The 26455-nt window shown below is 66.2% G+C and carries 19 protein-coding genes and 1 pseudogene; 12 read left to right on the top strand and 8 right to left on the bottom strand.

Annotated features, from left to right (window positions below; translation table 11 throughout):
• Window positions 1-189 precede the first annotated feature (189 nt).
• A complete protein-coding gene (locus tag ACWETB_RS15655; RefSeq protein WP_452212108.1) occupies window positions 190-1290 on the bottom strand; it encodes a DNA cytosine methyltransferase in 1101 nt (366 codons plus the stop codon).
• 111 nt (window positions 1291-1401) lie between these two features.
• Window positions 1402-2622, bottom strand: coding sequence for a hypothetical protein (locus ACWETB_RS15650; RefSeq protein ID WP_452212106.1), 1221 nt, complete (start codon window positions 2620-2622; stop codon window positions 1402-1404).
• Window positions 2623-3123: 501 nt separating this feature from the next.
• Between ACWETB_RS15650 and ACWETB_RS15645 the strand changes: the two genes are divergently transcribed.
• The 3 genes from ACWETB_RS15645 to ACWETB_RS15635 all read left to right on the top strand — a co-directional run bounded on the left by ACWETB_RS15645 (window position 3124) and on the right by ACWETB_RS15635 (window position 7985).
• Window positions 3124-5088: a gamma-glutamyltransferase family protein gene (locus tag ACWETB_RS15645; RefSeq protein ID WP_452212104.1), complete on the top strand. Its 1965-nt coding sequence runs from the start codon at window positions 3124-3126 to the stop codon at window positions 5086-5088.
• Between the two features lie 78 nt (window positions 5089-5166).
• Window positions 5167-7617, top strand: coding sequence for an AAA family ATPase (locus tag ACWETB_RS15640; RefSeq protein ID WP_452212102.1), 2451 nt, complete (start codon window positions 5167-5169; stop codon window positions 7615-7617).
• On the top strand, window positions 7614-7985 hold the full coding sequence (locus ACWETB_RS15635; protein WP_452212100.1) for a hypothetical protein: 372 nt from the start codon (window positions 7614-7616) through the stop codon (window positions 7983-7985). The genes ACWETB_RS15640 and ACWETB_RS15635 overlap by 4 nt, the downstream gene beginning before the upstream one ends.
• A gap of 15 nt (window positions 7986-8000) precedes the next feature.
• Here ACWETB_RS15635 and ACWETB_RS15630 read toward each other — a convergent pair whose 3' ends face one another.
• From ACWETB_RS15630 to ACWETB_RS15615, 4 genes and pseudogenes are all read right to left on the bottom strand, one after another.
• Window positions 8001-8690, bottom strand: coding sequence for a TMEM175 family protein (locus tag ACWETB_RS15630; RefSeq protein WP_452212098.1), 690 nt, complete (start codon window positions 8688-8690; stop codon window positions 8001-8003).
• A gap of 683 nt (window positions 8691-9373) precedes the next feature.
• Window positions 9374-9529, bottom strand: a complete 156-nt coding sequence (locus ACWETB_RS15625) for a hypothetical protein (protein ID WP_452212120.1) — start codon at window positions 9527-9529, stop codon at window positions 9374-9376.
• Between the two features lie 445 nt (window positions 9530-9974).
• A pseudogene (locus tag ACWETB_RS15620) lies at window positions 9975-10706 on the bottom strand (hypothetical protein); the annotation flags it as partial.
• Between the two features lie 278 nt (window positions 10707-10984).
• On the bottom strand, window positions 10985-11707 hold the full coding sequence (locus ACWETB_RS15615) for a TSUP family transporter (protein ID WP_348809631.1): 723 nt from the start codon (window positions 11705-11707) through the stop codon (window positions 10985-10987).
• Window positions 11708-11773: 66 nt separating this feature from the next.
• Between ACWETB_RS15615 and pdxR the strand changes: the two genes are divergently transcribed.
• On the top strand, window positions 11774-13261 hold the full coding sequence (pdxR, locus tag ACWETB_RS15610; RefSeq protein ID WP_348809630.1) for a MocR-like pyridoxine biosynthesis transcription factor PdxR: 1488 nt from the start codon (window positions 11774-11776) through the stop codon (window positions 13259-13261).
• Window positions 13262-13284: 23 nt separating this feature from the next.
• Here pdxR and ACWETB_RS15605 read toward each other — a convergent pair whose 3' ends face one another.
• On the bottom strand, window positions 13285-14613 hold the full coding sequence (locus ACWETB_RS15605; protein ID WP_452212095.1) for an aminotransferase class III-fold pyridoxal phosphate-dependent enzyme: 1329 nt from the start codon (window positions 14611-14613) through the stop codon (window positions 13285-13287).
• Between the two features lie 353 nt (window positions 14614-14966).
• Between ACWETB_RS15605 and ACWETB_RS15600 the strand changes: the two genes are divergently transcribed.
• The 4 genes from ACWETB_RS15600 to ACWETB_RS15585 are packed head-to-tail and all read left to right on the top strand — an operon-like array spanning window position 14967 to window position 18509.
• Window positions 14967-15752 carry an SDR family NAD(P)-dependent oxidoreductase gene (locus tag ACWETB_RS15600; RefSeq protein WP_348809629.1) on the top strand — a complete coding sequence of 262 codons (786 nt, stop codon included), beginning with the start codon at window positions 14967-14969 and terminating at the stop codon, window positions 15750-15752.
• Window positions 15749-16591 carry an ABC transporter permease gene (locus ACWETB_RS15595; protein WP_348805750.1) on the top strand — a complete coding sequence of 281 codons (843 nt, stop codon included), beginning with the start codon at window positions 15749-15751 and terminating at the stop codon, window positions 16589-16591. Before ACWETB_RS15600 ends, ACWETB_RS15595 begins: the two co-directional genes overlap by 4 nt.
• Window positions 16588-17688, top strand: coding sequence for a taurine ABC transporter substrate-binding protein (locus ACWETB_RS15590; RefSeq protein WP_452212092.1), 1101 nt, complete (start codon window positions 16588-16590; stop codon window positions 17686-17688). Before ACWETB_RS15595 ends, ACWETB_RS15590 begins: the two co-directional genes overlap by 4 nt.
• Window positions 17685-18509 (top strand): ABC transporter ATP-binding protein, encoded by an 825-nt coding sequence (locus ACWETB_RS15585; protein WP_348809627.1) that lies wholly within the window; start codon window positions 17685-17687, stop codon window positions 18507-18509. Before ACWETB_RS15590 ends, ACWETB_RS15585 begins: the two co-directional genes overlap by 4 nt.
• 21 nt (window positions 18510-18530) lie before the next feature.
• Here the strand turns inward: ACWETB_RS15585 and ACWETB_RS15580 are convergent, their stop codons facing one another.
• Window positions 18531-20342, bottom strand: a complete 1812-nt coding sequence (locus ACWETB_RS15580; RefSeq protein WP_452212090.1) for a TerD family protein — start codon at window positions 20340-20342, stop codon at window positions 18531-18533.
• Between the two features lie 209 nt (window positions 20343-20551).
• Between ACWETB_RS15580 and ACWETB_RS15575 the strand changes: the two genes are divergently transcribed.
• From ACWETB_RS15575 to ACWETB_RS15560, 4 genes are all read left to right on the top strand, one after another.
• Window positions 20552-22372, top strand: a complete 1821-nt coding sequence (locus ACWETB_RS15575; RefSeq protein WP_452212088.1) for a CocE/NonD family hydrolase — start codon at window positions 20552-20554, stop codon at window positions 22370-22372.
• A gap of 174 nt (window positions 22373-22546) precedes the next feature.
• Window positions 22547-23884, top strand: coding sequence for an SWIM zinc finger family protein (locus tag ACWETB_RS15570; protein ID WP_452212118.1), 1338 nt, complete (start codon window positions 22547-22549; stop codon window positions 23882-23884).
• Window positions 23881-25365, top strand: coding sequence for a DUF5691 domain-containing protein (locus ACWETB_RS15565; protein WP_452212086.1), 1485 nt, complete (start codon window positions 23881-23883; stop codon window positions 25363-25365). The genes ACWETB_RS15570 and ACWETB_RS15565 overlap by 4 nt, the downstream gene beginning before the upstream one ends.
• Window positions 25362-26453, top strand: coding sequence for an ATP-binding protein (locus tag ACWETB_RS15560; RefSeq protein ID WP_348805743.1), 1092 nt, complete (start codon window positions 25362-25364; stop codon window positions 26451-26453). Before ACWETB_RS15565 ends, ACWETB_RS15560 begins: the two co-directional genes overlap by 4 nt.
• Window positions 26454-26455: the final 2 nt, after the last annotated feature.

Below are 26455 nucleotides of genomic sequence, written 5' to 3'. Positions count from 1 at the left end.
ACCACGCTGAGCAACTCCACTACGCTCACATGCGCACCCTCAATCCGGAGGAGGCACTCACAACCTGAGCTCTCCGGAAATGCCGGGATGGATCACTTCTCGCTCGTATCCTCCACATCCCCGTGATGTGGGCCCCAGGTGAGATCCTATTGAGCCCTCAATCACTACAGGAGGGTTCCGACAGAACGCTCAGCGAATGGTCGGCCGGAGGGAGTTGTGCGACCTTGCCCACGGCAGCGCGACCACTTTGTCGAGGTCGTGAGCCGTGACCTCCAGGCCCAATGCAGCGCAGAGAACGTGCGCACCGAGACGCGGAGGGATTGCGTTGCCGATCTGCTGGCCGATACCCACACCCGACCACGGATAGTCGTGAGGGAATGTCTGGAGTAGGCCGGCTTCGGCGTGGCTGAAGCGATTGCGCCATTTGCCGTCGGAGTCGAGGATGCGATTGCGCGTGACCTTTCCGGTCACGGTGAACGAGGGCTCGGAGGAATGCCGCCGGCCGCGAGCCTTCGGGTCCCCTCCGGAGCCGTAGTTGGAGACGACTTCGAAGGGGTAGTTCCTTGTCGATCCGGGGAGGAGTGAAAGCGCCTCGGACATGGGCTTCCACGAGGGGGGTGAGCCGGGGATCGGCGCTTGGTCGCGGACGAAGCGCTGGTGGGTGCGGCGGGGGAGTTGGGGCTTGAAGTTCAGATTCGCCAGGAGGACCGCGCGTCGTCGGGTCTGTGGTACCCCGTACTGCTCGGTCCGAAGCACGCCAGAAACGGTCTGATATCCGATTCCTTGGAGGACTTCCTCCATGGCCTCCCATACTGGTAGCACTGCAGGCACCTGCTCCAGAACGATGGCCTCGTAAGGATGCTCTTGGGTCTTGGCGTCCAGTGCCCATCGCAGTGGCTCCAGGACGAGGCCGGTCCGCTCGTCGGACAGGCCCTTCAGATCTTCGGCGATGTCGTCGCCGACCGACATCCGCTTGATGAACGCGAGGACGGTGTCGAGTGCGAGGCGGCCCGCGCCCTTGCCCGCCACGGTGAACGTCTGGCAGGGCGGGCCGGCGGCCAGAATGCTCGCGTTGGCGAACTCTGCGGCGTTGAACTTCCGGACATCGCCCTTGTGCGAGTGGATCTCCGCCCCATTCCGTGTCGCGAAGGCTCCCTCGTCCCACTCGATGCCGGTTGTGCCGATCCCAAGCCAGGTGGCTGCTACGTCGAGACCTCCGGGGCCGGCGAAGAGATCGATGACTTGGTGGCCGGCGTGGCCGTCATCCGGACCGGAGGAAGCGAGCCGCATGGGAACACTATAGCCAGATGAAGGGCAACACCTCCTGTCTGAGCGCAGCCGGATCGTTCATCGAATTCGTAGATACTTCGTGCAAATGCGCCCTTTCACTTCGAGTGAAGACTAAAGACGCACGGACATGGTGCAGAGTCTAAGGATCTGCGCCAGCTCTTCGATCGGCCTTAGATCATCGACCCTAAGTGGGTCAGGCGAGAAATGCATGACTTTGTTTCGAATTCCTCTGACCTGTTCGAGCCGACTTAACAATTCCTCCTTTGGAATCGGAAGTTGGAACTCCGTGAAGTGTTCATCAAAGACGCGCAAATAGTCGCCAAAGGTCAGACCGTCTGCCCCATTCTCTCGTGCGCTTCTTGAGGTCGGGAGGTGGGATTTAAAGTCATCGCCAAGACGGTCGATCTCAGACCGGAGACATTGCTCGATATCCTCTAGTAGGCTCATTGGCCGAGTCATTTTTCCGAATTGTGACGTAAGGTCGTGTGCGGTAAGAACTCTATATTGCTCCTCGTTGTCAACTGATATCCTAACAAATAGGTGTCCGTGCCTCCGTATGGTTTCAATCTGGTCAAGGATGTCGGCGTTGCCGTCCACTATTCGGGCAGCCCTCATCGCGTCTCGGACGAGGGGCTCCGGATTCTGCCCAAGATGTCGCGCATACGCAAATGCGATGCTCTCCCAAGTGATCTCTCCTTCTAGGCCTCTAGGTGTGTCGTCGATGGCCTCGCGAAAAACTGGAAGCTGAGAGAATCCGGACGCGGCCATTTTCACAGTCGCGGAGTTGAGCGGTTGACTGCTAATCGCCCAAGTTAGGCTTTGGTTAGTGCATACTGCGCTTACGCGACGAATGTTCAGTCGCGCTCGCCGGGACGAAGAGCATGCAGCAGATTCAGGGTCTATCGAAGCGTTGCCCTGGGATGCGATCGAGACTATTGTGAGAATTTCATCGATCTCGGCGTCTGCTATCTCGGGCGTCGTTGAAAGGGCGTGGTCACTCAGCCACACATCCATTCTTGACAGTGCGGAGTCCGTCCGACGGGAGAATCCAAACAACTCGAGAAAGTTCATCAGAGGTAGCGTTACGGTCCCGCCCTGGGCTTCCTCAGCGAGGTTATCAAGAGATCCCGAGTAGCTCGGCATGGAGGCGGATCCGGGATCGTCCTCGCCATGTTCGATGGCGGCCAATCGCTTAGGAATATCATTTCTACGCAGTTCGAAAACTGTCATGAGGCCGCGCAGCGATGCGGTGAGGTCGATCCGCATTGATGCCCGTGGCACTCCCTTTCTCTTCCATTCTACGGTTCGGGAGTGTTGATAGTCCTCTGCCATATCTTCGTTGAACTCGTATTCGCCGGTAACTCGTCCAATATCAACTCGATTGTCACTCTTTCGTGGCAGGACAACAAGGTCCCCGGGCTGAATTTCTTGCCGGAAACGAAATAGTTGTCCAGCCCAATTCGAGACAGTCGAAGTGCTGCTTTCAGGGCTCCACTCGGCTATCGTCTTGGCGATTTGATCTCGGCTTCTTGCAGAGGCCAACGACGGTAGGCCCGGCCACCCGGCGAATATCCTAGATTGCTCACGAGAAGTGGCTTCCCGCTCGCCTCCGCTTCCCGCACGTACTACCCACGCTCGCGTCAACTCGGCCCCAATCGCTCGTGTATGGAGTGATCGTAGTTCCTTCGGAGGCTTGGGAGCCGGTAATTCCCGTGGCGAGTTCCAAGAACTGATCTCGGTCGAAGTAGATGAGTGGTCTTCGTCAGTTGGCCAATCGCTAACTAAGGTTTTCATATCAACAATGCCACCATCACCCGGCCTACCCTGAACCCAATGCCCCGTCCACGCAGAGCCCACCTGGTGCGGGCAGCGGTCCTCGTCATCGCTCCCGCGGTGATCGCGACTGCCTGCACCTCGTCGGACTCCGACACGGCGGCAACCCCGGTGACCTGCACCGAGATCGCGACGGGCACCCAACTCGACGCCCGCGGGTCACCACAGTCCTCAGCCGACATCTCCACCCGGCCGGAGGCAGCCACCGGGTATCGCACCGGCATGCAGCCGGTCCACACGAACTCCTACGCCGCGGCCACCGCAAACCCGTTGGCCACCAAGGCGGCCTGCGAGGTGCTGCGTGACGGCGGAACCGCCGCCGACGCGCTCGTCGCCGCCCAGACCGTCCTCGGCCTCGTCGAACCGCAGTCGTCGGGCATCGGCGGCGGCGCGTTTGCGCTCTACTACGACGCCGCCACCCACACGGTCAGCGCATTCGACGGCCGCGAAACCGCGCCGGCTGCGGCCACCGAGGACTACCTCCGCTACATCAGCCCAACCGATCAACGTGCACCCATCCCCAGTGCGCGTGCATCGGGCCGGTCCATCGGGGTTCCGGGCGCCGTCCGCATGCTCGAGGAGATCCACAACCAGTACGGCCGAGCGTCCTGGCAATCGCTGTTCGACCCTGCGATCCAACTGTCCGACAACGGTTTCGACATCTCGCCACGCCTCGCCGCAGCGATCGCCGACTCCGCCAAAGACCTCGTCGTCGACGACGATGCCCGCACCTACTTCCTCAACCCGGACGGCACTCCCAAGGCCGTCGGCACCCGGCTGACCAACCCCGCCTACGCCAAAACCCTCGGTGCGCTGGCCACCGACGGCGCCCAAGCGCTCTACACGGGACCCATCGCCGAGGCCATCGTCGCCGAAGCAGGTTCCACAGCCAATGGGATGACACCGAGCCTGATGACCACCCAGGATCTGGCCACCTACCAGGCCAAACGCCGCGACCCGGTGTCCACCGACTACCGCGGCTACCGCATCGTGGCCATGCCCGGACCGTCGTCGGGCGGCATCACCGTCGCCTCGACGATGGGCATCCTGTCGAACTTCGACCTGCCGTCGATGGCACCGGACGCCGTCGGCCGCGACGGCGGACACCCCAACCCGGCGGCCGTGCACCTGGTCAACGAGGCCGAACGTCTCGCCTACGCCGACCGCGACAAGTACATCGCCGACCCCGACTTCATCCCGCTCCCCGGCCAAGGCGTCACCACCCTCCTCGACCCGGCTTACCTGAGACAGCGGGCGTCGCTGATCACGCCGAACACCTCGCTCGGCGAGGCTCAACCGGGCGACCTCGGCGACGTCCCGCTGGGCTCCTACCCCGGCACTGAACACGGGACCAGTCACATCACCGTCGCCGACCGCTACGGCAACGTCGCGTCGATGACCACCACGGTCGAGTCGGCGTTCGGCAGCTTCCACATGGTCGACGGCTTCATCCTCAACAACCAGCTCACCGACTTCTCCGCGCAACCCCGGGACTCCTCCGGCGCATTCCTGGCCAATCGGGTGTCACCGGGCAAACGCCCCCGCTCGTCGGTGGCCCCGACGCTGGTGATGCGACCCGGCACCAACGGCGCCCCCGACACCCTCATCGGTGCGCTCGGCTCACCCGGCGGCTCGACGATCATCCAGTACGTCGTCAAAACCCTTGTCGGGATGATCGATTGGCAACTCAATCCGCAGCAGGCGGTGTCGATGATCGACTTCGGCTCGGCCAACACCCCGGTGTCCAACGTGGGTGGCGAACATCCACTGGTGAACACCGCCGACGACGGCGCCTCCGATCCGTTGGTGACCGGCCTGCGGCAACGCGGCGAGCAGGTGTCCGTGGACGACCAGTCCAGCGGCCTGAGCGCGCTGTGGCGACTCAACCCCACCAGCGGCTGGGTCGGTGGTGCCGATCCACGCCGTGAAGGTGCGGTGATGGGGGACGACGCGCAACTGCAGTAGTCAGGCGCCGTTCGCCAACCTCATGTCGGTGGCATCTGCCAAGATACGCAGTGGCCGCCATCAACGGAGAGGTGCGACGTGGACGCGAGCACGGTCGAGAGCGAGATCTGGGACCTCATCGGGGACGATCCCGACCTCGACGAGGATGTCGCACTGATGGTCGCCGCGGCACTACGTAGCGATGACGAACTCACCGCGCAGTTGGGTGATGATGCGCCCCAGCTGACTCGGCCGGCACCGGTGGCCGCCGCGCACACGACGCCGGTGACCGCCTATATCCGGTCCGTCACCGCGCGCGGATTCCGGGGGATCGGCTCGGAATCGACGTTGGAGCTCAACCCTTTTCCGGGTATCACCGTCGTCAGTGGCCGCAACGGTTCGGGCAAATCGAGTTTCGCCGAGGCCGTCGAGTTCGCGCTCACCGGCGACAGTTACCGCTGGAAGCAGCGGTCCGTGCACTGGCGTGACTCCTGGCGCAACATCCACCAGGACACCGACGCCGCGGTCACCGTGCGGTTCGCCTTGGTCCGCGACGACGGCAAGCACGCCACCGACCTGATCGTCGCCGCGTCCTGGGACGACGGCGCCGGACTCTACGACGCGAAACTCTGGGCGCAGGTACACGGCGAGCCGGCCACCGACGTTGCCGGACTCGGATGGACTCAGCCACTCGACATCTACCGACCGATCCTCTCCTACGAGGAGGTCGGCGGCGTGTTCGAGGAGGGGCAGGCAGCCTTCTACGACCGCATCAACCGGCTGCTGGCACTCGACCAGGTCAACGACGCCGAAGCCCGCCTCGCTGCGGCGCTCAAGGAACTCAAGAAGCCTGCGACAGCAGCGGAACAGGCGCGCAAGGCGATGCGTGCCCACCTCGAGACCTCCGACGACCCGCGGGCGGCACAGGTACTCGCGTTCACCAAACGCCGACCCTTCAAGACCGTCAACGCCGAGGCCACCGCGGTCGGAACCGGATCGGCGGCCGCAGAAACGGTGAGCCGACTCCGCCAGATCGCCGCCGTCGAACTGCCCACGATCGCCGAGGTCGGCGCACTGACCACCCAACTCCGCGAGGCGCTGACCGCCGAAGCCGACAGCGCCGGAAGCCTGTTCGACGCCCTGTCCCAACGCAGCAACCTGCTGCAGGCGGCGATCGACTGGCAGCACGACCACGACGGCGAGACCTGCCCGATCTGCGGGCAAGGGACCCTCGACGGGCACTGGCGCGAACAGGCACAGCAGGAGATCGCCGAGTCGCAACAGCTGTTGGGTCGGCATCAGAACCTCCAGCAAGCCAAACGTTCAGCGCAAGAAGGCATTCGCCGACTGATCTCGCGAGTACCGGAACTGACCGCACCGGCCGGCGAGCAACTGCCAGCGCTGACCGAGTACGCCACCGCACGATCAACACTGGGCGCGGTGCCCGGCGACGTGGCCGAGTGGCCCGACCACGTCGACACCGCCTTTCTGCAGATCCAGGACGCGGCGACCGCCGTCACCGACCAAGCCCGTTCCCGCGCAGACGAACTCGACGACGCGTGGGCACCGTTGGCCGGACACATCCTCGGTTGGGTTGAGCAGCAACGGAAAGCCGAGCGTGCGGACACGCAGAAGAATCGAGCCACCCACGCCCTGGACTGGCTGCGTCGCGCATCGGCTACCTTGCGCGACCGACGACTCGCTCCGATCGTGGAGCGCACCCGCGACATCTGGGCGCGGCTTCGACAAGAGAGCGACGTCGACCTCGGCACGGTCTCCCTGACCGGTGCCGGCAACCGCCGACGAGTCGACGTCACCGGGTCCATCGGCGATCACCAACTCGGCGCGATGTCGGTGATGAGCCAGGGCGAACTGCACGCCTTGGCCCTGGCGCTGTTCATCCCGCGGGCCACCGCGGACGCGAGCCCGTTTCGGTTCCTGATCCTCGACGACCCGATCCAGGCCATGGATCCGGCCAAGATCGAAGGTTTTCTCGGCGAACTCGAAGAACTCGCGAAAGACCGTCAGGTGATCGTCTTCTCCCACGACGACCGCCTGCCGACGGCGATCCGCAACGCCTCGATCCCGGCGGAACTGTTGTCCGTCAGGCGATCTGCCGGTTCGGTGGTCACCGTGACCACCAACACGACGCCCGCAGCACGCTACGTCGACGACGCCATCGCTCTGATCAAGGACGACGGTGTCAGCGATCAGGTCAAGAAGAGAGCCCTTCCGGGCCTCTACCGGCTCGCCGTCGAATCGGCGGCCAAGCAGGTCTACTTCAGCAAGCAGGCGCGGCTCGGCGTCGCCCCCGAGACCTCGGAGTCGACGTGGTCCGAGCACCTGCGGACGAAACCGCGTGTGGCGCTGGCCATCCACGGTGACCCAACGAGCAGCATCAATAGTTGGCTGGCTCACCGCCCTCATCGGGGACCGTCGATACGGTTCTGTGCGGGCACAGTGCACGACGGCACCGACGATCTGACCATGGCGAGCATCAAACGCCTGCAATTGACCGTGCAGGACATCCTGGCCGAGACCACAACATGAACGACGGCGACATGAGCGCCGACGGGCACACCACCGCGGCGGCGCTGCTGGCACAGGCCGACGCCATCCTGGCGGGACACTCGGCGAGCCACTCCGCGACACTCGCGGCATTCCTCGCCCGGCAGGCCACCGAAGCGCTCATCGAGGCGCGCTGCGCCGAACTCGTCGGACCGGTCCCGGACGCGACGACGAAATCCAAACTGGCGATCCTCAAATCCCTCGACCACACCGAAGGCGGGAAGGCACTTGTGCTGTCGTGGTACCGGCTCAGCGGATACTGCCACGTGCACGCCTACGAATTGTCGCCCACCGTCGGGGAAGTCCGCGCGGCATGTGAACAGGTGATGGCTGCGGTCAAGGTTGCCTGAACCCGCGGACAACGGTCAGCTCTTGTCGGCCTCGTCGTACTGCTCGGTGGACATGGCGTCGAGCGGGAACAGAATGGTGACCAGGTGCAGCACCAGGAATGCGAGCGCCCAGCCTCCGATCACCCACGTGAAGGCAAGCGTGGCGATGGGCCAGAGAACCGAGGCCAACGAGAGCACGTAGGCGGTACGGAACACCCCGGCATCGAGGTCCTGCCGGAAGAACCCGCGCTTGACCGAGTAGTACATGAACGCGGCGAACCCGCCCATCGCGACGATCATGACGATCGCCATCAAGCGAACTGCGGAGGTGAAATCGGCTGTATTGTGCCGGGATTCGCCGAGCACGGCAATCGTGAACGGCGTCAGGATATAGCCGATCTGCGATGCAAATGCGAGCAGCAAGGCGTAGTGGTCCAGGCCGGTAGACCACGCCGATACTCGACGCAGAACCGACCATCCGCCGGCGATCTGCACGAAACCCAGTAGGTAGATCAGATAGAGCGGCCATTGGTTGAGTAGTGCGTGGCCGAGTCCGCCCTCGTCGACGTTGGGCGGGCGCAACTCCAGCACGAGCAGGGTCGCGGCGATGGCGAAGACAGCGTCGATCCAGCCATCGAACCGATTCCAGGGGAACCGGGATTGGAGACCTGGGTGAAACGGCGGTACGGCAAATCGACCAATATGGCGCTCAGTTCTGAAAGCCAACAGGACAGCTCCTTCGTTTCAACTCGAACGCCATTTACGCGGTGGGCGAAAGTCACAGCCACTGGCGAATTCTGGCGGGGTATTCCTTTGGAGAGTCAGTGGCCGGTCAGGAGCCGGTACGTGCCGACACGACCGGCCGACGACGGCCGATCAGGAGCCGGTACCGCTGCCCCCGGTCGAACCAGCAGCGCCGGTAGCACCCGGGTCTCCGGCGGCCCCGGCGGAGCCGGGTTTCAGATCTCCGTCGTCCCGTGAGCCGCCGGCGCCGCCGGTTCCGCCGGCTCCTCCCGTGCCGCCGGTCCCACCTTGAGCGTCGGCGCCGTTGGTGCCTGCCGAACCACCCAAGAGACCCGTCGTGCCGCCGGAGCCGCCCGCGCCCCCGTCTCCGCCATCCCCTCCGGCGCCGCCGGTACCGCCGGTTCCGCCGCTGCCCCCTAGTCCGGAGTACCAAGGGGCCCAGACGCTTATGCCACCCGCTCCGCCTGTTCCTCCGGTCCCGCCGACGTCACCGTTACCGCCGTTTCCGCCGACGCCACCGGACGCTCCGTTCCCGCCGTTGCCATAGAGCACGCCACCGGAACCTCCGGAGCCGCCCGCTCCCCCGGAACCACCCGCGCCACCTGCGGTGCCGGTTCCACCGGTCCCGCCCATGCCTCCGTCGCCACCGACAAACACGACGTTGCTCACACCTGGCGTTCCGCCGAGTCCACCATCGCCACCGTCACCACCGGCGGCACCGACTCCTCCGGCGCCGCCCGCGCCACCCGCACCGCCGTCGTATGTGCCCGCACCGCCATCTCCACCTCGACCACCTTGTCCGCCAATCGATCCGGTCGCACCGGACCCACCTTTGCCGCCAGTGCTCCAGGCGCCGTCGCCCGGGGCGCCGCTACCTCCGTTACCGCCGTTGACGCCGACGACGTCGCCGGGAGCCATACCGTCTTGTCCGTTGCCGCCGTTGGCTTGGCCGCTGGAGCTATTCACGCCGTCAGCGCCGTTCAGAGTCTGGTCTGTCATCGTCGGGCCGAGGTAGTTGACTCCGTCAAGGCCGAGAAGTCCGAGCCCTCCCTGACCACCGTTGCCACCGTTGCCCCACAAGCCTGCCGCTCCACCAGCACCGCCATTACCACCGTTGCCGGTTCCGGTGATCGCGGTACCATCACCGAGGAATGCGACCCGGAATCCGTTGCCGCCCAAGCCACCATCACCACCGTTGCCGAACACCAATCCGCCACGGCCACCGGCACCGCCATCAAGGGCGCCGGCAACCCCGTCGCCACCGTCGCCGCCATCACCGAACAATCCGGCATCCCCGCCCTTGCCGCCGGCAACGCCGTCACCGCCGTTGCCCCAGAGGATGCCGCCCGCGTAGCCGTCGGGATGCTCCGCAGTACCGTCGGCGCCGTTGCCAATCCATAAGAACCCGGTGGGGCCGACCACCCGTAGACCGGTCTGCGGATCAGCCGAAACCGTGAACAAGAACTGTATGGCCGAGGTGCGGTCAGCGGCGGCGACCACGTAGGCGGGCACCGACGAGGGGCCGGATGTATTGCGCCGAATACCGGCCGATGCGCCGCTCGTCGACGACTGTGTCGCCGAATCGGACGCCACCGATGCGCCATGGTCTGAAGATGTTCTGCCGGAGCGTGTTCCGATGGGGGTTGTTCCGCCCGACACGGCAAGCCCCGACCGAGAGCTGCTATGCGGTGCGGTCGGCCCGTCCGCACCCACCGCACGCAATTGCTCGGCGAGTGATCGAATAACCGCCGTCGCCCCCGGTGTGCTCGCTTGATCGACGATCGCCGCCACGACTTCGTCGGTGCGCACCACCGCGATCTGCCCACCCCGGAACGGCGCCGGCGCTTGTAGTGGGGTGACTGCAGCAGCCAGCGACACCGACCCCGCAACAGGCGGCGTGGTGGACAGCGACGGCGCGATCACCGCGGCGGCCAGCAACGGCGAGAGTCCCACCACCACCGGTACGAGAGTCCCCGACCGAAAACTGACTGCCGTCATAACAGTTGACCTCCATGCACATTCGACGCGACGTTGCTTCTGGTCACGCTAGTGGCGTGGGTACCGTCGGTCATGCCCACTCTTCTGGGGGCATGACCGCCCGGTTGGCCAACGCGACCGCAAGTCAGGGAGATCGCTCACTCGTCGCCACGCCAGAGGTTGGAGCAGCTGATCTCCGGCCGCCTACACGCCGCAAGCTGAGACCGGGCTGTGGCATTGGCCTTTCCGCCGGCCAGCGCCTTCCCGAAGTTCTCCGGCAGGCATCGATGCTCGTGGCCTCACAGACTCGAGACCAACAACCCCACGCCGGCGATCACCGACAACGCCATGCCCGCGCGGGCCACCGCCGCCGCCGGAATCCGGTGCATCACGACCCGGGCGGCCAGGATTCCCGCCGCCATCGGCACGAGGAGTGCCAGCGCGACGAGAAGATCGTGAGAATCGCTGCGCCCGGTGGCGGCCAGCAACAACACGGTTGCCGCGGAGATGATCGCGAACACCGCCGACATCGTGGCGCGGATGCGGGCGGCCTCGGCCGCGCGGAACGTCAACGCCAACGGTGGACCGGGCAGGGCGGCGGCGTAATTCAGTGCACCGGAGAAGAATCCGGCGGTCAGTATGCTGCGAGTGGTCAGCGGGACGCGGACACCACACAGTCCGGCGCACCCGGCGGCAACCACCGTCAGCGCGATGATGACGGCCAGGGTCTGGCCGCCCACGAGATGCACCACCGTGACTCCGGCAGCGGTTCCGGGAACCGCGGCAAGAACACACCGCGTCACGAAACCGCGGTCGATCCAGGCACGTTCGCGCCACGCCGTCACGGTGCAGATCACGGTCGCGAGCATGAGCAGGGCGCCGGGCACGAGGTGCGGATCCACCAGGATCAGCGCCGGGGCGGTCACGATGCCGAATCCCGAGCCGGTGGTGGCCTGGATGAGTGCACCGACGGCAATGATCGTGATCACGGCGGCCGCCGACCACGGCGTCAAGAGGTTCACCGATCTAGACTGAACTCCGTACTGTCATGAGGAAAGCGCCAGTTGGAGCAGAAACATTGAGGCCAGATGACTGAGTCAACCGCAGGTGATCCGGCGCCGCTCGCGTTGGACCCGTCGTCGGCGACGCCGCTGTACCGGCAGGTGAGGGCACTGTTGGAGGACCAGTTGGCGCGTGGGGTCTACGGACCGAGCCGGCCGATGCCGTCTACCAGGTACCTGGCTCAGGCACTGGGTGTCTCGCGTAATACCGTCGCCCTGGCGTATCAGGAGCTCACCGGCGCGGGGCTGGTGGAGAGCCGCCCGCGCTCAGGTCTGTATCCGGTGAACCTCGCCCCGACGTCCGCGACGCCACGCACGACACGACGCGACCGGACCATCCAAATGGATTGGCAGCCACGACTGGAACGCCATCAGGCGGGTCTGCATCAGCTGCCGGTGACCAAGGCGCCGGCCTTCCCCGAGTGGCAGGACTACCCCTATCCCTTCATCTCCGCACAGCCTGAGATGAAGTCCTTCCCGGCGCGCTCGTGGCAGCGGGCAATGGTTGCCGCGCTACACAATCCGCACCTGACCTACAGCGTGCGCGACGCCGGTGACTCCGACGATCCACTGCTGCTCGAGGCGCTGTGCAACGAGATCCTGCCCTCTCGGGGCGTGCACGCGACCACCGATGAGGTGCTGATGACTTCCGGTGCGCAACAAGGACTATCACTGATCGCCGACGTCCTCCTTGGTCCGACGTCGACGGTGGTGGTGGAGAATCCCGGCTACGTCGACGCCTGGCAGATCTGTTCCCGCATCGGCGCTTCGGTCGTTCCCGTCCCGACAGACCAGTGGGGTGCGGTGATCGAGGATGCGCCCGGCTTCGACGCCATCTACCTCACCCCGAGCCACCATCACCCGACGAACGTGACGCTCAGCCTGCCCCGCCGACGGCTGCTGATGGACCAACTCGCCGACCGCGACGCCTTCGTCATCGAAGACGACTACGACAGCGAGTTCCGTTTCCGCGGCCAGCCCACTCCGTCGCTCAAGGCGATGGACACCTCCGGCCGGGTCCTCTACATCGGTTCCTTCTCGAAATTCCTCGCCGCGGGACTGCGCCTCGGGTTCGTCGTCGGACATCCCGAGGTGATCGCCGCGCTGCGTGCCGAACGCCATAACCGATCCAAACACCTTGCCGGACATCTGCAACGGGCGCTTGGTATTTTCATCACCTCTGGCGACTACCACAAGGTGTTGCGCGGTCAGCGGCGTCGACTGCGCGCCAACTGGGACACACTGACCGCGGCGGTCAACCGGTACCTGCCACTCCCTGATGAGGGTGGCTCCTACCCGCCCGGCGGAGTGAGTCTGTGGTACACGGCGCCAGCCGAGATTGATTGCAAGCGTTGGGCATTGCGAGCTCGTGAGCACGGGGTTCTGGTGGCCGACGGGTCGCGCTACTACTTCCCCGGGACCTGGCGCAATCACAACCTGCGGCTCGGGTACAGCTCCCTGCGCACCGAGCAGATCGAACCGGGGATCAGGGCGCTGGCCGCAGCGCTGCCCTGATCCCCGACCCGACGCAGGAAGTCTCACACTGCGCAGAGTGCGTCATCGAGAATCGAGAGGGCCTGCTTGGTCTCCTGCGGGGAGACGATGCACGGCGGGGTGAGATGGAAGCGATTCATGTTCTGGAACATGAGAAGTCCATTGCGTCGCGCCCGATCGGCGATCGCCTTCATCTCCGGGGAGTTGCCGCCGTAGGGCGCCAACGGCTCTTTGGTGGCGCGGTCGGAGACGAGTTCGATCGCCCAGAACACGCCGAGTCCGCGTACGTCGCCGATGATTTCGTGGCGTTCGGCGAGTTCGCGCAGGCCGGGTCCCAGGGTGTCGACGCCGATCGCCGCGGCGTTCTCCACCACGTGCTCGGCGTGCATGGTCTCGATGGTCGCGACGGCCGCCGCAGCGGCGAGGGGATGACCCGAGTAGGTGAGCCCGCCGGGATATGGGCGGGTGTCGAACTGCTCGGCGATCTGCTGGGTCATCAGCACCCCACCCATCGGTACATATCCGGAGTTGACGCCCTTGGCGAAGGTGATCAGATCGGGAACCGCGTCAAAGTGCTCGAGCGCCAACCATTTTCCGGTGCGTCCGAAGCCGGCCATCACCTCATCGAGGATCATCACGATACCGTGCCGATCGCACAGTTCGCGGACGCCGGCAAGGTAGCCGGGCGGGGGTGGCATGATGCCGGCGGTCCCCGGGACGGTCTCGAGGATCAGCGCGGCGAAGCTGTCGGGTCCCTCGAACTCGATCAGCGACCGCAGATGCTCCAGGGCGCGGACGCACTCCTGCTCCTGCGTCTCGGCGTGGAACTGACTGCGGTACAGGAACGGCGCGAAGAAGTGCACCGCGCCCGACGAACCGTAGTCGCTGGGCCAGCGCCGTGGATCGCCGGTCAGATTGATGGTCTGATGCGTCGCACCGTGATACCCGCGGAACGCCGACAACGTCTTGTAGCGGCCGGTGGTCAGCCGCGCCATCCGCACGGCGTGCTCCACGGCGTCGGCGCCACCGTTGGTGAAGAACACCTTGGTGAATCCCTGCGGCGCGATGTCGACGATCAGTTCGGCGGCGCGGGCGCGGGCCTCGTTGGCATGCGCCGGCGCGATGGTGCACAAGGTGCGGGCCTGCTCGGCGATCGCCTCCACCACGCGCGGATGCTGATGGCCCAGGTTGGTGTAGACGAGCTGCGAGGAGAAGTCCAGCAGCCGGTTACCGTCGCCGTCGATGACATGCGAGCCCTCGGCGCCGGTGATGACGATCGGATCGAGCGTCGATTGTGCCGACCACGAATGGAAGACGTGGGCGCGATCGGCCGCGTAGATCTGCGCGGCGTGGGGGTTCTGTGGTGCGGGCATGATGTGTGCTCCTCCGTGAATCGGGTGTGGCAACGTCGCGGTAGTCGCCGGCCTGACACCACCGTCGCAAGAGCTTGGCCTCGGCAAAAGGGCCAGAAATGGGCCAACTGACAGTGCCAGTTGGGGTGACGTGCACAACACGGCGTTCCTCGCGCCCGAAGCCTGAGACGGTTTGGGCTGGTGACGCCGTCACAAATGGTGTTCGACGAGTCCATCCGGTTACATCTGGGACCGTCAAACTCCGTACCAGTGGACCTTCTCGGGGCTCCAGATCTTCGACAGTCTGAGTTCACGACGCGGCGATCGCCGCCGCAGACAGACGACGCATCACCACACGAAGGGGGAATCGCCTCATGGCACACCAGTCCGACTCCACCGACATCCGGCCACGGGCGGTCATCACCGGCGCCAGCAGCGGGATCGGTGCCGCGACCGCCGCTCAGCTCGCCGATGCGGGCTTTGACCTGCTCCTCGGCGCACGGCGCGTTGAGCGCCTCGACGACCTCGCCGGCAAGATCCGCGCCGACCACCCGAACTGCGAGGTGATCGTCCGCCACCTCGACGTCACCGATCCCGGCTCGGTCATCACCTTCTGTGCCGACCTCGACCGTGCCGACGTCCTCGTCAACAACGCCGGAGGCGCGATCGGCACCGACTCGATCGCCGAATCCGTGGACGCCGACTGGCAGGCCATGTTCGACATGAACGTGCTCGGCGTCTTACGCGTCACCCGGGGACTGCTGCCGCTGCTGCGGTCGTCGGCGTGCGCCACTGTCGTCACCATCGGCTCGATCGCCGCCGTCGAACCGTATCTCGGCGGCGGCGGGTACAACGCCGCCAAGCACGCGGTGCGCGCACTGACGCGGGTGCTGCGACTGGAACTGCTCGGCGAACCGGTACGGGTCTGCGAGATCGACCCGGGTATGGTGGAGACGGAATTCTCCATCAACAGATTCGGCGGCGACACCGACCGTGCCGCCGCCGTCTACGACGGACTCACCCCGTTGTCGGCCGACGACGTCGCCGACGCCGTCACCTGGGTGGCCACCCGCCCGGCGCACGTCAACGTCGATTCCATGCTGCTGCTGGCGCGTGATCAGACCAGCGCCCAACGGGTTCATCGAACGGCGGCGGTATGACAAGCGCCATCACCAGCCGTCTCACGCCCTCATCATCAACATTGCGGCACTGGGGAATCCGGATCGCCGCCCTGGTGGTGTTCGTCCTGCTGTGGTGGACAGTCACCGCCGCCGGCGTCATCAAACCGCTGTACCTGCCCGGACCGGGAGCGGTGTGGGATGCGTTCGTGCGCGCCAACACCTGGCATCAGGTGGCACCCGGTGTGCCGCGAGAGGTGCTCGGCGAACAGAACTACTTCCTGTGGGAACACCTCATCGCAAGCCTGCAGCGCATCTTCGCCGGAGTCGGACTGGCGATCATCGTCGGCATCGCGCTGGGAATCGCGATGGGTACCTCGAAAGTCATTGCTACCACGGTAGATCCATACCTCAACTTCCTCCGCGCGCTACCGCCGCTGGGGTACTTCAGCCTGCTCATCGTCTGGTTCGGCATCGGCGACACCTCCAAGATCTGGTTGCTGTTCCTGGCCGCCTTCCCTGCGGTCACGGTGGCCACGATGAGTGGTATCCACGGCGTCAAGGCCGACTACCTCAACGCGGCGCGCAGCCTCGGCGCCTCACGCGGACAGGTGATCCGCGGAGTCATCCTCCCCGCGACAGCCCCCGACATCATCGGTGGCATTCGTCTGGCCGTCGGATTCGCCTGGACGACAGTCGTTGCCGCGGAACTCAACAACGGCATCCCCGGCATCGGAGGACTCGCCTACATCGCCGGCACCCAGCTTCGCACGCCGCTGGTCATCGCCTGCATCATCGTCATCGGAATCACCGCCCTCGTCCTCGATTCGATCCTCAAGTGGATCGGCATCCTGGTGGCGCCGTGGAAGGGAAAGGTATGAACCCCACACCCGATCCGCACCGCGGACCGCGGCGGCTGCGACGGTCACTTGCCGTCGTCGGCCTGTGCGCCGCGGTGGCGATCTCGACCAGCGGCTGCATCGTCGAATCCGGTCGCGGAGAACAAAGTCGATCACTCATCACCGAGGTGTCCTGCCCGGTCACGCCGGACCAGTCGATCACCGGCACCATCCGCATCGGCTACCAACAGATCCCCAACGGCGACCTCGTTGTCAAGGACTCCGACATTCTCGGCAAGTGCATGCCGAACGCCGACATCGCCTGGACCCAGTTCTCCTCGGGCGCCGACGTGGTGCGGGCCTTCGGTGCCAACTCACTCGACCTGGGGCTCTTCGGTTCGGCACCGGCCGCCAAGGCCCTGTCGGCGCCGCTGAACCTGCCGGTGTCGGTGGTGTGGATTCAGGACGTCATCGGTGGCGCCGAGTCACTGGTGGTCCGGGATCCCTCGATCACCTCGGTCGATCAGCTGCATGGCAAGAAGATCGGGGTCCCGTTCGGTTCCACTTCGCATCTGAGCCTGATGGCGGCCCTGACCAAGGCGGGTTTGACCTCCGAGGTCACCGTCATCAACCTCGAACCCAGTGCGATTCTCGGGGCCTGGCAGGGCGGACAGATCGATGCCGCATGGATCTGGGAACCGACGCTGTCGGAGCTGACCCGCGACGGCCACGTCATCATGACCGCGAAGGACACCGCCGACGCCGGCAGCCCCACCTTCGATCTGTCCGGTGCGCGAACCGATTTCGTGAAGGAGAATCCGGCCGCGATGCGACTGTGGACGATGGCGCAGGACTGGGCAGTCCAGCAGATCACGCAGAACCCGGAGGAAGCCGTCGCGAGGATCTCCGGTCAGCTCGGCGTCACACCGGATCAGGTACGCACCCAACTCAAGGGCTACATCTACCTGACCGCCAAAGAGCAGGCTGAACCTCGCTGGTTCGGTGGGGGACTTGCCCGTTCGTTGTTCGACACCGCGTCGTTCCTCAAGGATCAAGGTGAGATCGACGGTGTCAGCCCGCAGCAGGTTTACGACAATGCGGTGTACGCCGCCGCGATCAAGGAGGTGGCGGGCCAATGACCGAACCCGTGACGAACCCCGACAACGAGACGGGCGCAGACCTTTCCGACCGGCTCACCCTGACGTCGGTCGGCCAGACTTACGGCTCCGGCGACGACCAGGTGGTCGCGCTCTCCCCGATGGACCTCACCATCGATCCGGGCGAATTCGTCTGCCTGGTGGGACCGTCCGGCTGCGGCAAGACCACGCTGCTGCAGATCATCGCCGGATTCCTCGAACCCACCGAGGGCACTGTGATGATCGGCGGGCGCCATATCCGCGGTCCGGCACCCGAACGAGGCGTGGTGTTCCAGGCTCCGACGCTCTATCCATGGCTGTCGGTGCAGCACAACGTCGAATTCGGACTCAAAGCCAGGGGAATGCCGAAAGCCGAACGGGCCCAGAAGGCCACCGAGATGCTCGAAACCGTCGGGCTCGGCGGCTTCGGCAGTCGACGACCGTACGAACTGTCCGGTGGTATGCAGCAACGCGCGCAGATCGCCCGCGTCCTGGTGAACGATCCGCGGGTCATCCTGATGGACGAGCCCTACGGTGCGCTCGACCCGCTCACCCGTGAACGCCTGCAGGTGGAGTTGCTCAATCTGTGGCGACGAGAACGCAAGACGATCATCTTTGTCACTCATTCGGTGGAGGAGGCGGTGTTCCTGTCGACGCGGGTGCTGGTGATGTGTGCCCGCCCCGGGCGGGTGACCATCGACCGCCGAATCGAACTGCCCGGTGACTCTCCGGATGGTGTCCGCTCACCCGACGTGATCGCCACCCCGGAGTTCCAGAACATCAAAGTCGAACTGGCAGAGGCGATTTACAACGCGCACAGTTAGGTGGCTGCGCTGGCTCGTGTCTCACCCGTCGACGTTGACGCCGTATGCACGAGCCAACGCCGCCAGCCCATCGTCCCATCCCTGTCCGAGCGCGCGCAGTTTCCACCGCGCTCCGGCGTCGGGCGGGCGATGCAGATAGATCTCCACGAGGATGAGAGCCCGAACCTGCGGTTCCGGACTCGGTGTGAATGACCAGCATTGATTCTCGGCGCCGATCCGGATGTGGCACAGCCCAAGTGAGTCGAACGTCGCCCCGGAGTCGGCGTCGATGCTCGCGGCGACCAACACCTTCGCGACCCTCGGCCCCACCTCGCCAGGCCGGACCACCGCCAATTCGACTGTGGCCGAACCAGTGTGCTGCTTACTGATCAAGGTGACACCGTTGCCGACGGGCTGGTTGTAGAAGATCATGGCACTGTCGTCGAGCACCTTGTCATCGCGGTCGAGGAGAAGGAAAACCAGATCGGCATCGGCGCCCGCGGTGGTGAAGGTGATGCGGAGCGGGATCGCGGAGGCGTCACCGATCACGACGGACTGGCCCGCGCTCAAGTCGTCCGCGACGGGGACAGGAGGTTGTGGCGCGGGAGGTCGTGGGGCAGGGGATTGCGGGGCCGCAGTGACGGGTGTGGGCGACGGCGTGGGTTCAGCGATCGGCGCCGACCGGATCGGGGTGGGGGCTGGGGGAGCGGCCGGGGGCGGTGCCGCCCGCGTCTGCAACCAGTGGTCAAAGGGAGTGAGCTGAAAGGGATTCGGAGGGCCGGGCTCGGAGACCGGCGTGCTGCTCGCGAGATCTGCATCCAGATCTGCCAGCGCCGCATCTCCGTCGTCGTCGCAGTTTGCGAGAAGGGTTGCGACACCGGGGAGCTCGTCGAGCGGCAACGGCTTGACGACCGAGGAGATGTTGCCCGAGGCGGTCGTCCGAATACTGCACTGTACGTCGGTGCCGATGTCGAGGATCCGCCACGCGTCGTCAGCGCACCCCCACGGCCCGCGCTCGATGGCGGTCCTCGACCACGAACCGTAGGCCACCAAGCCGAGCCGATGAGTATCGGGCATCCGGGTGATAACCGCCGCGTTCACCTCGGTGATCGACGGTGCGGTGGCCAGCGCCTCGAGCACAGTGGCCGCGAGATTCGAGGCGAGGATGTGCATCCACCACAGCATCCGCTCCCGTTTGGGCATCGCCTTGAGGGTGGGCCGTCCGGCGGCTGTGGTCGACGGCATCTGATCGGGCAAGGTGTCGAGATCCTGCAGCCGCATGATCACCGACAACGACGCACCGTCGACGCCGACAGCGCATCCGGCTGCGGGGTTATCCGCAAACGCGGCATTGACCGCATCGCACACAGTCTGTTCATCGTTGGCGCACAATGCCGTCCACCACGCATCGGCTCCGTCGCACAGCTCGGCGTGGATCCCGGCCAGGCGCCGTGACTCGCTGTCGACGTAGGCCGCGACCGCGGCATCGGCCTGAACGCGGGCGCGTTCCTTCTCCTTGCGTGCAAATAGCCCGAGCCCTTGCTGGTAGATCGAGTAGGCCTGTGCGCGAACGGCTTCCGCCGGGATCGGCGGCGGCGGCGGAATGATCGGCGCGGAGGAGATCGCGAACCGCTCCAGATGTGCGCGTGTGGTGTCACGACGCAACTGCCGAAGCTGCTCGATGGCGGCGTTACGCTCGGCCTCCTGCTGTGCGCGTTGCGCGGCGCGCTGTGCCCGTGCGAGCTGGGTCGGCGACGGCCCGCCGCTCCGCGTCGTCGACGACCGTCCTCGACTCACGCCGCGGCTGCGGCTCAGCGCCGTCGACGCGTAGAACGGCCCCATCCCGCTCGACACGCGTGTACGACCCGTACCCACGTGGACGCGCGCTATCCGCGGCCCGACCGACGCGCGGACGCCCCGCGTCGACACCCGCACCCGCATACCGGGCACACCGACCCGAAAACCCAAACTCATTGTGCTCGCCCTCCACATCGCGCACAGTCATCAGTACCACGTCAGGGTCGCAGGCGGTCTGCGGTGAACAACCACGTGGTGGAGGTGTGATGAGACGACGCAGCCGTCGGACGGCCGCCCTGGGACTGGCGTTGGGTGTGGCTGCGGGGACCGTCGGTCCGGCACTTGCAGGTGGTGCGCTGACCCCGATCGCATTCGGCGATACACCGAACCATTCGGTGAGTACCAGGCACTTCGAGGCGACCGGTGAGGACGGTGCGCCCTGCGACGTCGTCGCCGACGTCTACGTCCCCGCCGGGGTGGACTCGGCGCACCGCGCGCCGGCGATCCTGACCACCAATGGTTTCGGCGGCTCCAAGAATGACCTGAAGCCGATGGCCGAGATGTTCACGCGCCGTGGCTATGTGGTGCTGGCGTACTCGGGACTCGGCTTCGGCGGATCGGGATGCCGCATCAGCTTTGACACACCCGATCCGGACGGCCGAGCCGCCGCGCACCTCGTCGACTATCTCGGCGGAAAGGCCAACGCCTACCTCGATGCCGCACACACCCAGCGTGCGCCCGCCCTGGATGTGGTGATGCGCGACGCGGTGGCGCATGACGGCCGCGCGCATCCGAATGACCCGCGGGTCGGCATGGTCGGCGGTTCCTACGGGGGACAAGTCCAATTCGCCGCCGCGGCGATGGATCCGCGGATCGACACCATCACCCCGATGGCCACGTGGAATGATCTGTCCTACTCGCTGGCGCCCAACAACACCGGCCAGACAGTGGGCGTCTCGACCCGGGGCACCGGAGCGCCGAAGACCAATTGGGATGCGTCCCTTGTCTTCGCGGGCGTGGCGTCGGGGTTCGCCCATGGCGACGTTGACCCGACGCGACTGACCGGCTGCCCCAACTACCCGACGCAGATCTGCACCGCGGTGACGCAGGCGGTGACGACGGGTGTCGTCACGCCGGACGTGGTGGCACGGCTGCGGGCCGGGTCGGTGGCAAGTTATCTCGATCGGATTCGCATCCCCACGCTGCTTCTCCAGGGGCAGAGTGACACCTTGTTCAATCTGAACGAGGCCATCGCCACCTATCGTGGGCTGACCTCGCGGGGCGTCGACACCGACATGATCTGGATGAGCGGTGGTCATTCCGCTCTGCCGGAGACCGGAGATTACGTCGAGAACGCCCCCGATCCCGCCACCCAGTACGTCACGCGCAGGATCGTGGCGTGGATGGATCACCATCTCCGGGGAACAACGGCATCGCCGGGACCGCGATTCTCCTACTTCCGCAACTGGATTCGCGTCGACGGTGACACCGAGCCCGCCTACGCCTACGCCGACTCCGTCGATGTGGGATCGGCACTGACCTATCGGCTCTCGTCCACCGATCGGCTGGCGACCCAGGGGGTGCGTACGCGTCCGGGCACCGCGCGGTTCGTCACACCTTTGTGGGGCCTGCCGACCACCCACGACCATCCCGATTCGCTCGGCTTGATCAGCGTGCCGGAACGGGATGTGCCGGGAACCGCCGCAATGTGGGATTCCGCAGCACTGGCGCAACCGCTCGACGTGGTCGGTTCGCCACGCGTCGCGGTGCGGGTGAGTACCACGGTCCCGGCGAACATGCCCGCCGAGAGGCAACTCGTGCTGTTTCTCCGGATCGTCGACGTGGACGCGGTCGGCAACGCGACGACGGTCGGGAATCTGGTGGCGCCGGCACGTATCGCTGATCCCTCGCGGCCGGTCACCGTCACCATGCCCGCCATCGTGCACCGCTTCGAGACCGGGCATCGGCTACGCCTGGTGATATCGGGAGGATCGACCAACTATCGGGGCGGCCAGGACTCGCTGCCGGTGGCGATTCCCGCGGGTGACGGGCAGACGGTGACGGTGCCCGTCATCGGCGGGGCGTGACAGCAGGGCCGGGCGGGGTCATCGTCACACCCGATGGACCGGCAGTTGCTGCGCCCGATCAACACCCTGGTCGACGCGTGCCCACGCGATGGGTTCACCGTCACCACTGCTCCGCGGCCGTCTGCCGGGGTTTCCCGACGACGGATGTCGGGTGGATGTGGTTGTGTGAAACCCATGGGGGACCGCTGGACGACCGATCAGGTGCTGGGTTCGGCGCCCGACGCGTCATCGGCCACGGCAGGGCAGAAGCTCGCCACACCGACCCCATGGACCGATCTGGGCGCCACCGACCTGCTGGTCTGGGGCCTGTGCAAGGGCAGCGGGAAGACGCCGTATCAGACCATCGTCGAGCTCGCGTCACCCGCGTACAAATGTTCGTGCCCATCGCGGAAGTTCCCCTGCAAACACGCCCTCGGCCTGCTTCTGCTGTGGGCGCAGCACGAGGTACCCGATGCCGCCGAGCCGTCCGACTACGCCGCCGCGTGGCTTGCCGGACGCGTCGAACGCGCCGGGAAGAAGGCCGTGGAACCGGCGGCACCCAAGGATCCCGAACGCGCCGCGAAGACCGCCGCGCAACGCGTCGACCGAGTCCGTGGCGGCATCGACGAACTGCAACTCTGGCTCACCGACCAAGTCGGCCACGGCCTGGCCGGCTCGGAGGTCGACGCCTACAGCCGCTTCGACGCGGTCGCCGCGCGCCTCGTCGACGCCCAGGCGCCCGGACTCGCCGCTCGCGTCCGCCGGCTCCCCGGCCTGTTCTTCGGAGGCGGTGACGACGCCGTCGACTGGCCCGGCCGACTCCTTGAGGACTATGGCCGGCTCTGGTCGCTGACCACCGCGCATCAGCGCATCGACCAGCTTCCCGACGACCTCGCCGCCACCGTCCGACGCCACGTCGGCTATCCGGTTGCCAAGGCCGACGTCCTGGCCGGTGCGGGCATCACCGACCTGTGGCTGTGTCTCGGTCGCCGCGACACCGATGAAGATCACCTCCAGAGCCGCCGCACCTGGGTATGGGGTGCCGGCACCCGACGCTTCGGCATGCTGCTCGACTACGCCCCCACCGGAGCCACCCTGCCACTACGACCCGTTCCCGGTGCCACGATCGCCACCACCATGCACTTCTACCCGGGGGCGCCGGGGCTGCGCTGTCTCTACGACGACTCCACACCGCCGTCGGAACAAGTGCCCGCGCAGCTCGATCCCCTGGATTCGCTGCAACCGACGACGATCGCCGACGCTCGGCGCGCCCGTGCCCGCGCAATCGCCGACGATCCGTGGACGCTGAGTTGGCCTGTGCTCATCGACGGCCGCTTCGGGCGGATGGCGTCCGAAGCGCCCGCACTCATCGACGCCACCGGCTCGGCCATCCCGGTCGCCGAGATCGGCGACGCGTGGCCGCTGCTGCTCGCCGTCGCAGGTGGCCGGCGGATCTCGGCGTTCGGGGAACTCGGGCCCGGCGGCCTCGACGTGGCGTCGGTGATCTGCGACGGCGAGGTGATCGCACTATGAGCAGCTGGGAGGAGATCGTCTCCGCAGCATTGGTCGGGGTTCGCAGTCGACCGGTGACTCCGGCGGGAGCCGATCCCGTCATCGCTGTACACCTACCGGACTCTGATGCAGCGCAGAGTGATCCGGCTCGTCTCGCTCTGCAGGTGGCATCGCTCACCGCTGCGGCCCGTGCCGCGTGCGGGCCCGAGTCGGTGTCTGCGGAGCCGATTCCGGTGGCCCCGGATGATCCGCGCGCGGCCATGCCGCAGGTGGTCTCCACCTACGCCGTTCGCGCCATGGAGATGACGCCGCGGATGGCCGAGTGGTGTCTGAACCTGCTGGCCGACTCGGGGTTACGACCCCCCGCGACCCTCCTGCCGTACCTGCTGTCGCGGACCGCACGGCACGCAACGTTGCGACCGGCGATCTCCACCATCGTCGGACCTCGCGGACGCTGGCTCGACGGGCAGGCACCGGAACTCAAAGCAGTGCTGGATGATTCGTCGCTCGTGAGCGCTCCGCCCGACCCGTCCGCGTGGACGCACGGTGAACCCGCAGAGCGTGTCGCCTACCTGACAGCGTTGCGTGAGCGTGATCCCGATGCGGCGCGTGAACTGCTGGCCGTCGGCTGGAGTGGGGAATCGGGCACCGACCGGGAGTTGCTGCTACCGGCCATGTTTCGACAGGTCTGCCTCGACGACGAGGAGTTCCTCGAGGCTGCACTCGATGATCGACGCGGGAAGATCCGGGCTGTCGCAGCCGATATTCTCGACCGGGTGGACGGGTCGGCGCATCGGCGGCGGTTGGTGGGGGCGGCTGTCGGGTTGATGGAGTGGGGGGCAGGAGAGTCGGGCTTTGTTCTGCGGTCGAGTGGTCTCGACCTCGACACGCTCGGCCCGGCGGGTACACCGCTCGCTCGTGACGGCATCAACCTCACCGCACCCAAGGGCGTGGCGCCGCAGGATCATGTTCTGGCGCAACTGCTGTCGCGAATCCCGCCGGGGCATTGGGAGCAGCAGTTCGGTCAGCCGCCCGAGACGATCGTCGCCGCGACCGACTCCGACGAGGCCACGATTGTGCAGGGACTGTGTTCGGCCGCCGTCACATTCGAGGACCGACGCTGGGCGACCGCGCTCATGAGCCATCCCGGCGCGTCCGCCCGGGTCATCGCCTTCGCCGACCCGGATGCCGTGGTGCGCGCCTTCCCCTCGCTCGCGGCGGAGCGGCAACTGGTCGGACTGCATGCGCTGCCCGCACCCTGGTCGGACCAGATGGCGCGCCACGCCCTGCGGCTGCTGGACTCGATGCTCGCCAATACTCGCCTCGTCCGCGGGAACGTCCTCACCCTGTTCGATCTGATGTCCACGGGACTGCCCGCGACCGATGACTTCCAGTCGATGATCACCATTGTGCGGGAACGTCATCCGCACGCCATCATCCCCTGCGCAACGCTGTCCGAAGCCCTCCGTATCCGATCTGTCCTGACCAGGGAGCTGCCATGACCACCGCCGACAACCTCCTCCGTCCGCACGCCGAACAGCTCTACGCCGACGAACTTGCGGCACTGGCGCGCGACGACACCGCTGCCCGACCGGCCAACTGGTTGCTGAGCCCGTCGGCGGTGGTGACCTACCTACTCGGCGGTACCCTCGACGACGGCACCGAGATCACGCCGAAGTACATCGGGCCGCGTCGCCTGATGGAGGTCGCCGTCGCGACGCTGGCCACCGACCGCGCGCTGCTGCTCCTCGGTGTGCCGGGTACCGCGAAAACCTGGGTGTCCGAACATCTCTCCGCCGCCATCAGCGGCACCTCCACACTCCTGGTGCAGGGTACCGCCGGCACCCCGGAAGAGGCGATCCGCTACGGCTGGAACTACGCCCGACTCATCGCCGAAGGGCCGTCGACCGACGCGCTGGTGCCCTCGCCGATCATGACCGCCATGCAGGAAGGCAAGATCGCCCGACTGGAAGAACTGACCCGCATCCCGTCGGACGTGCAGGACGCGCTGATCACCATTCTGTCCGAGAAGACCCTGCCCATCCCCGAGCTCGGCCGGGAAGTGCAGGCCACCAAGGGTTTCAGTGTCATCGCCACCGCCAACGACCGCGACCGCGGCGTCAACGACCTCTCCTCCGCGTTGCGTCGACGCTTCAACACCGTCGTGCTGCCCCTGCCGGCCACCGCGGACGAAGAGGTCTCCATCGTCACGCAACGCGTTGCGGCATTGGGTAAGTCGCTGGACCTGCCGGAGCTGCCGTCGGCGGCCGAGGAGATCCGGCGCGTCGTCACCGTCTTCCGCGAACTGCGATCCGGCGTCACCGAGGACGGCCGCGCCAAGGTCAAACAACCCAGCGGCACCCTCTCCACCGCCGAGGCGATCTCGGTGATCACCCACGGCATCGCCATGTCGGCGCACTTCGGCGACGGCGTCCTCCGCCCCGCCGACACCGCCGCCGGCATCCAGGGCGCCGTCATCAAAGACCCCTCCGCCGACGCCGTCGTCTGGACCGAGTACCTGGAAAGCGTTGTCCGAGAGCGCGATGACTGGGCCGACTTCTACCGCGCTGCCCGCGGGGCGCTGCGCTGACG

Source organism: Gordonia sp. NPDC003950 (assembly GCF_053605205.1).
This window is presented reverse-complemented; position numbering and strand designations above follow the sequence as displayed.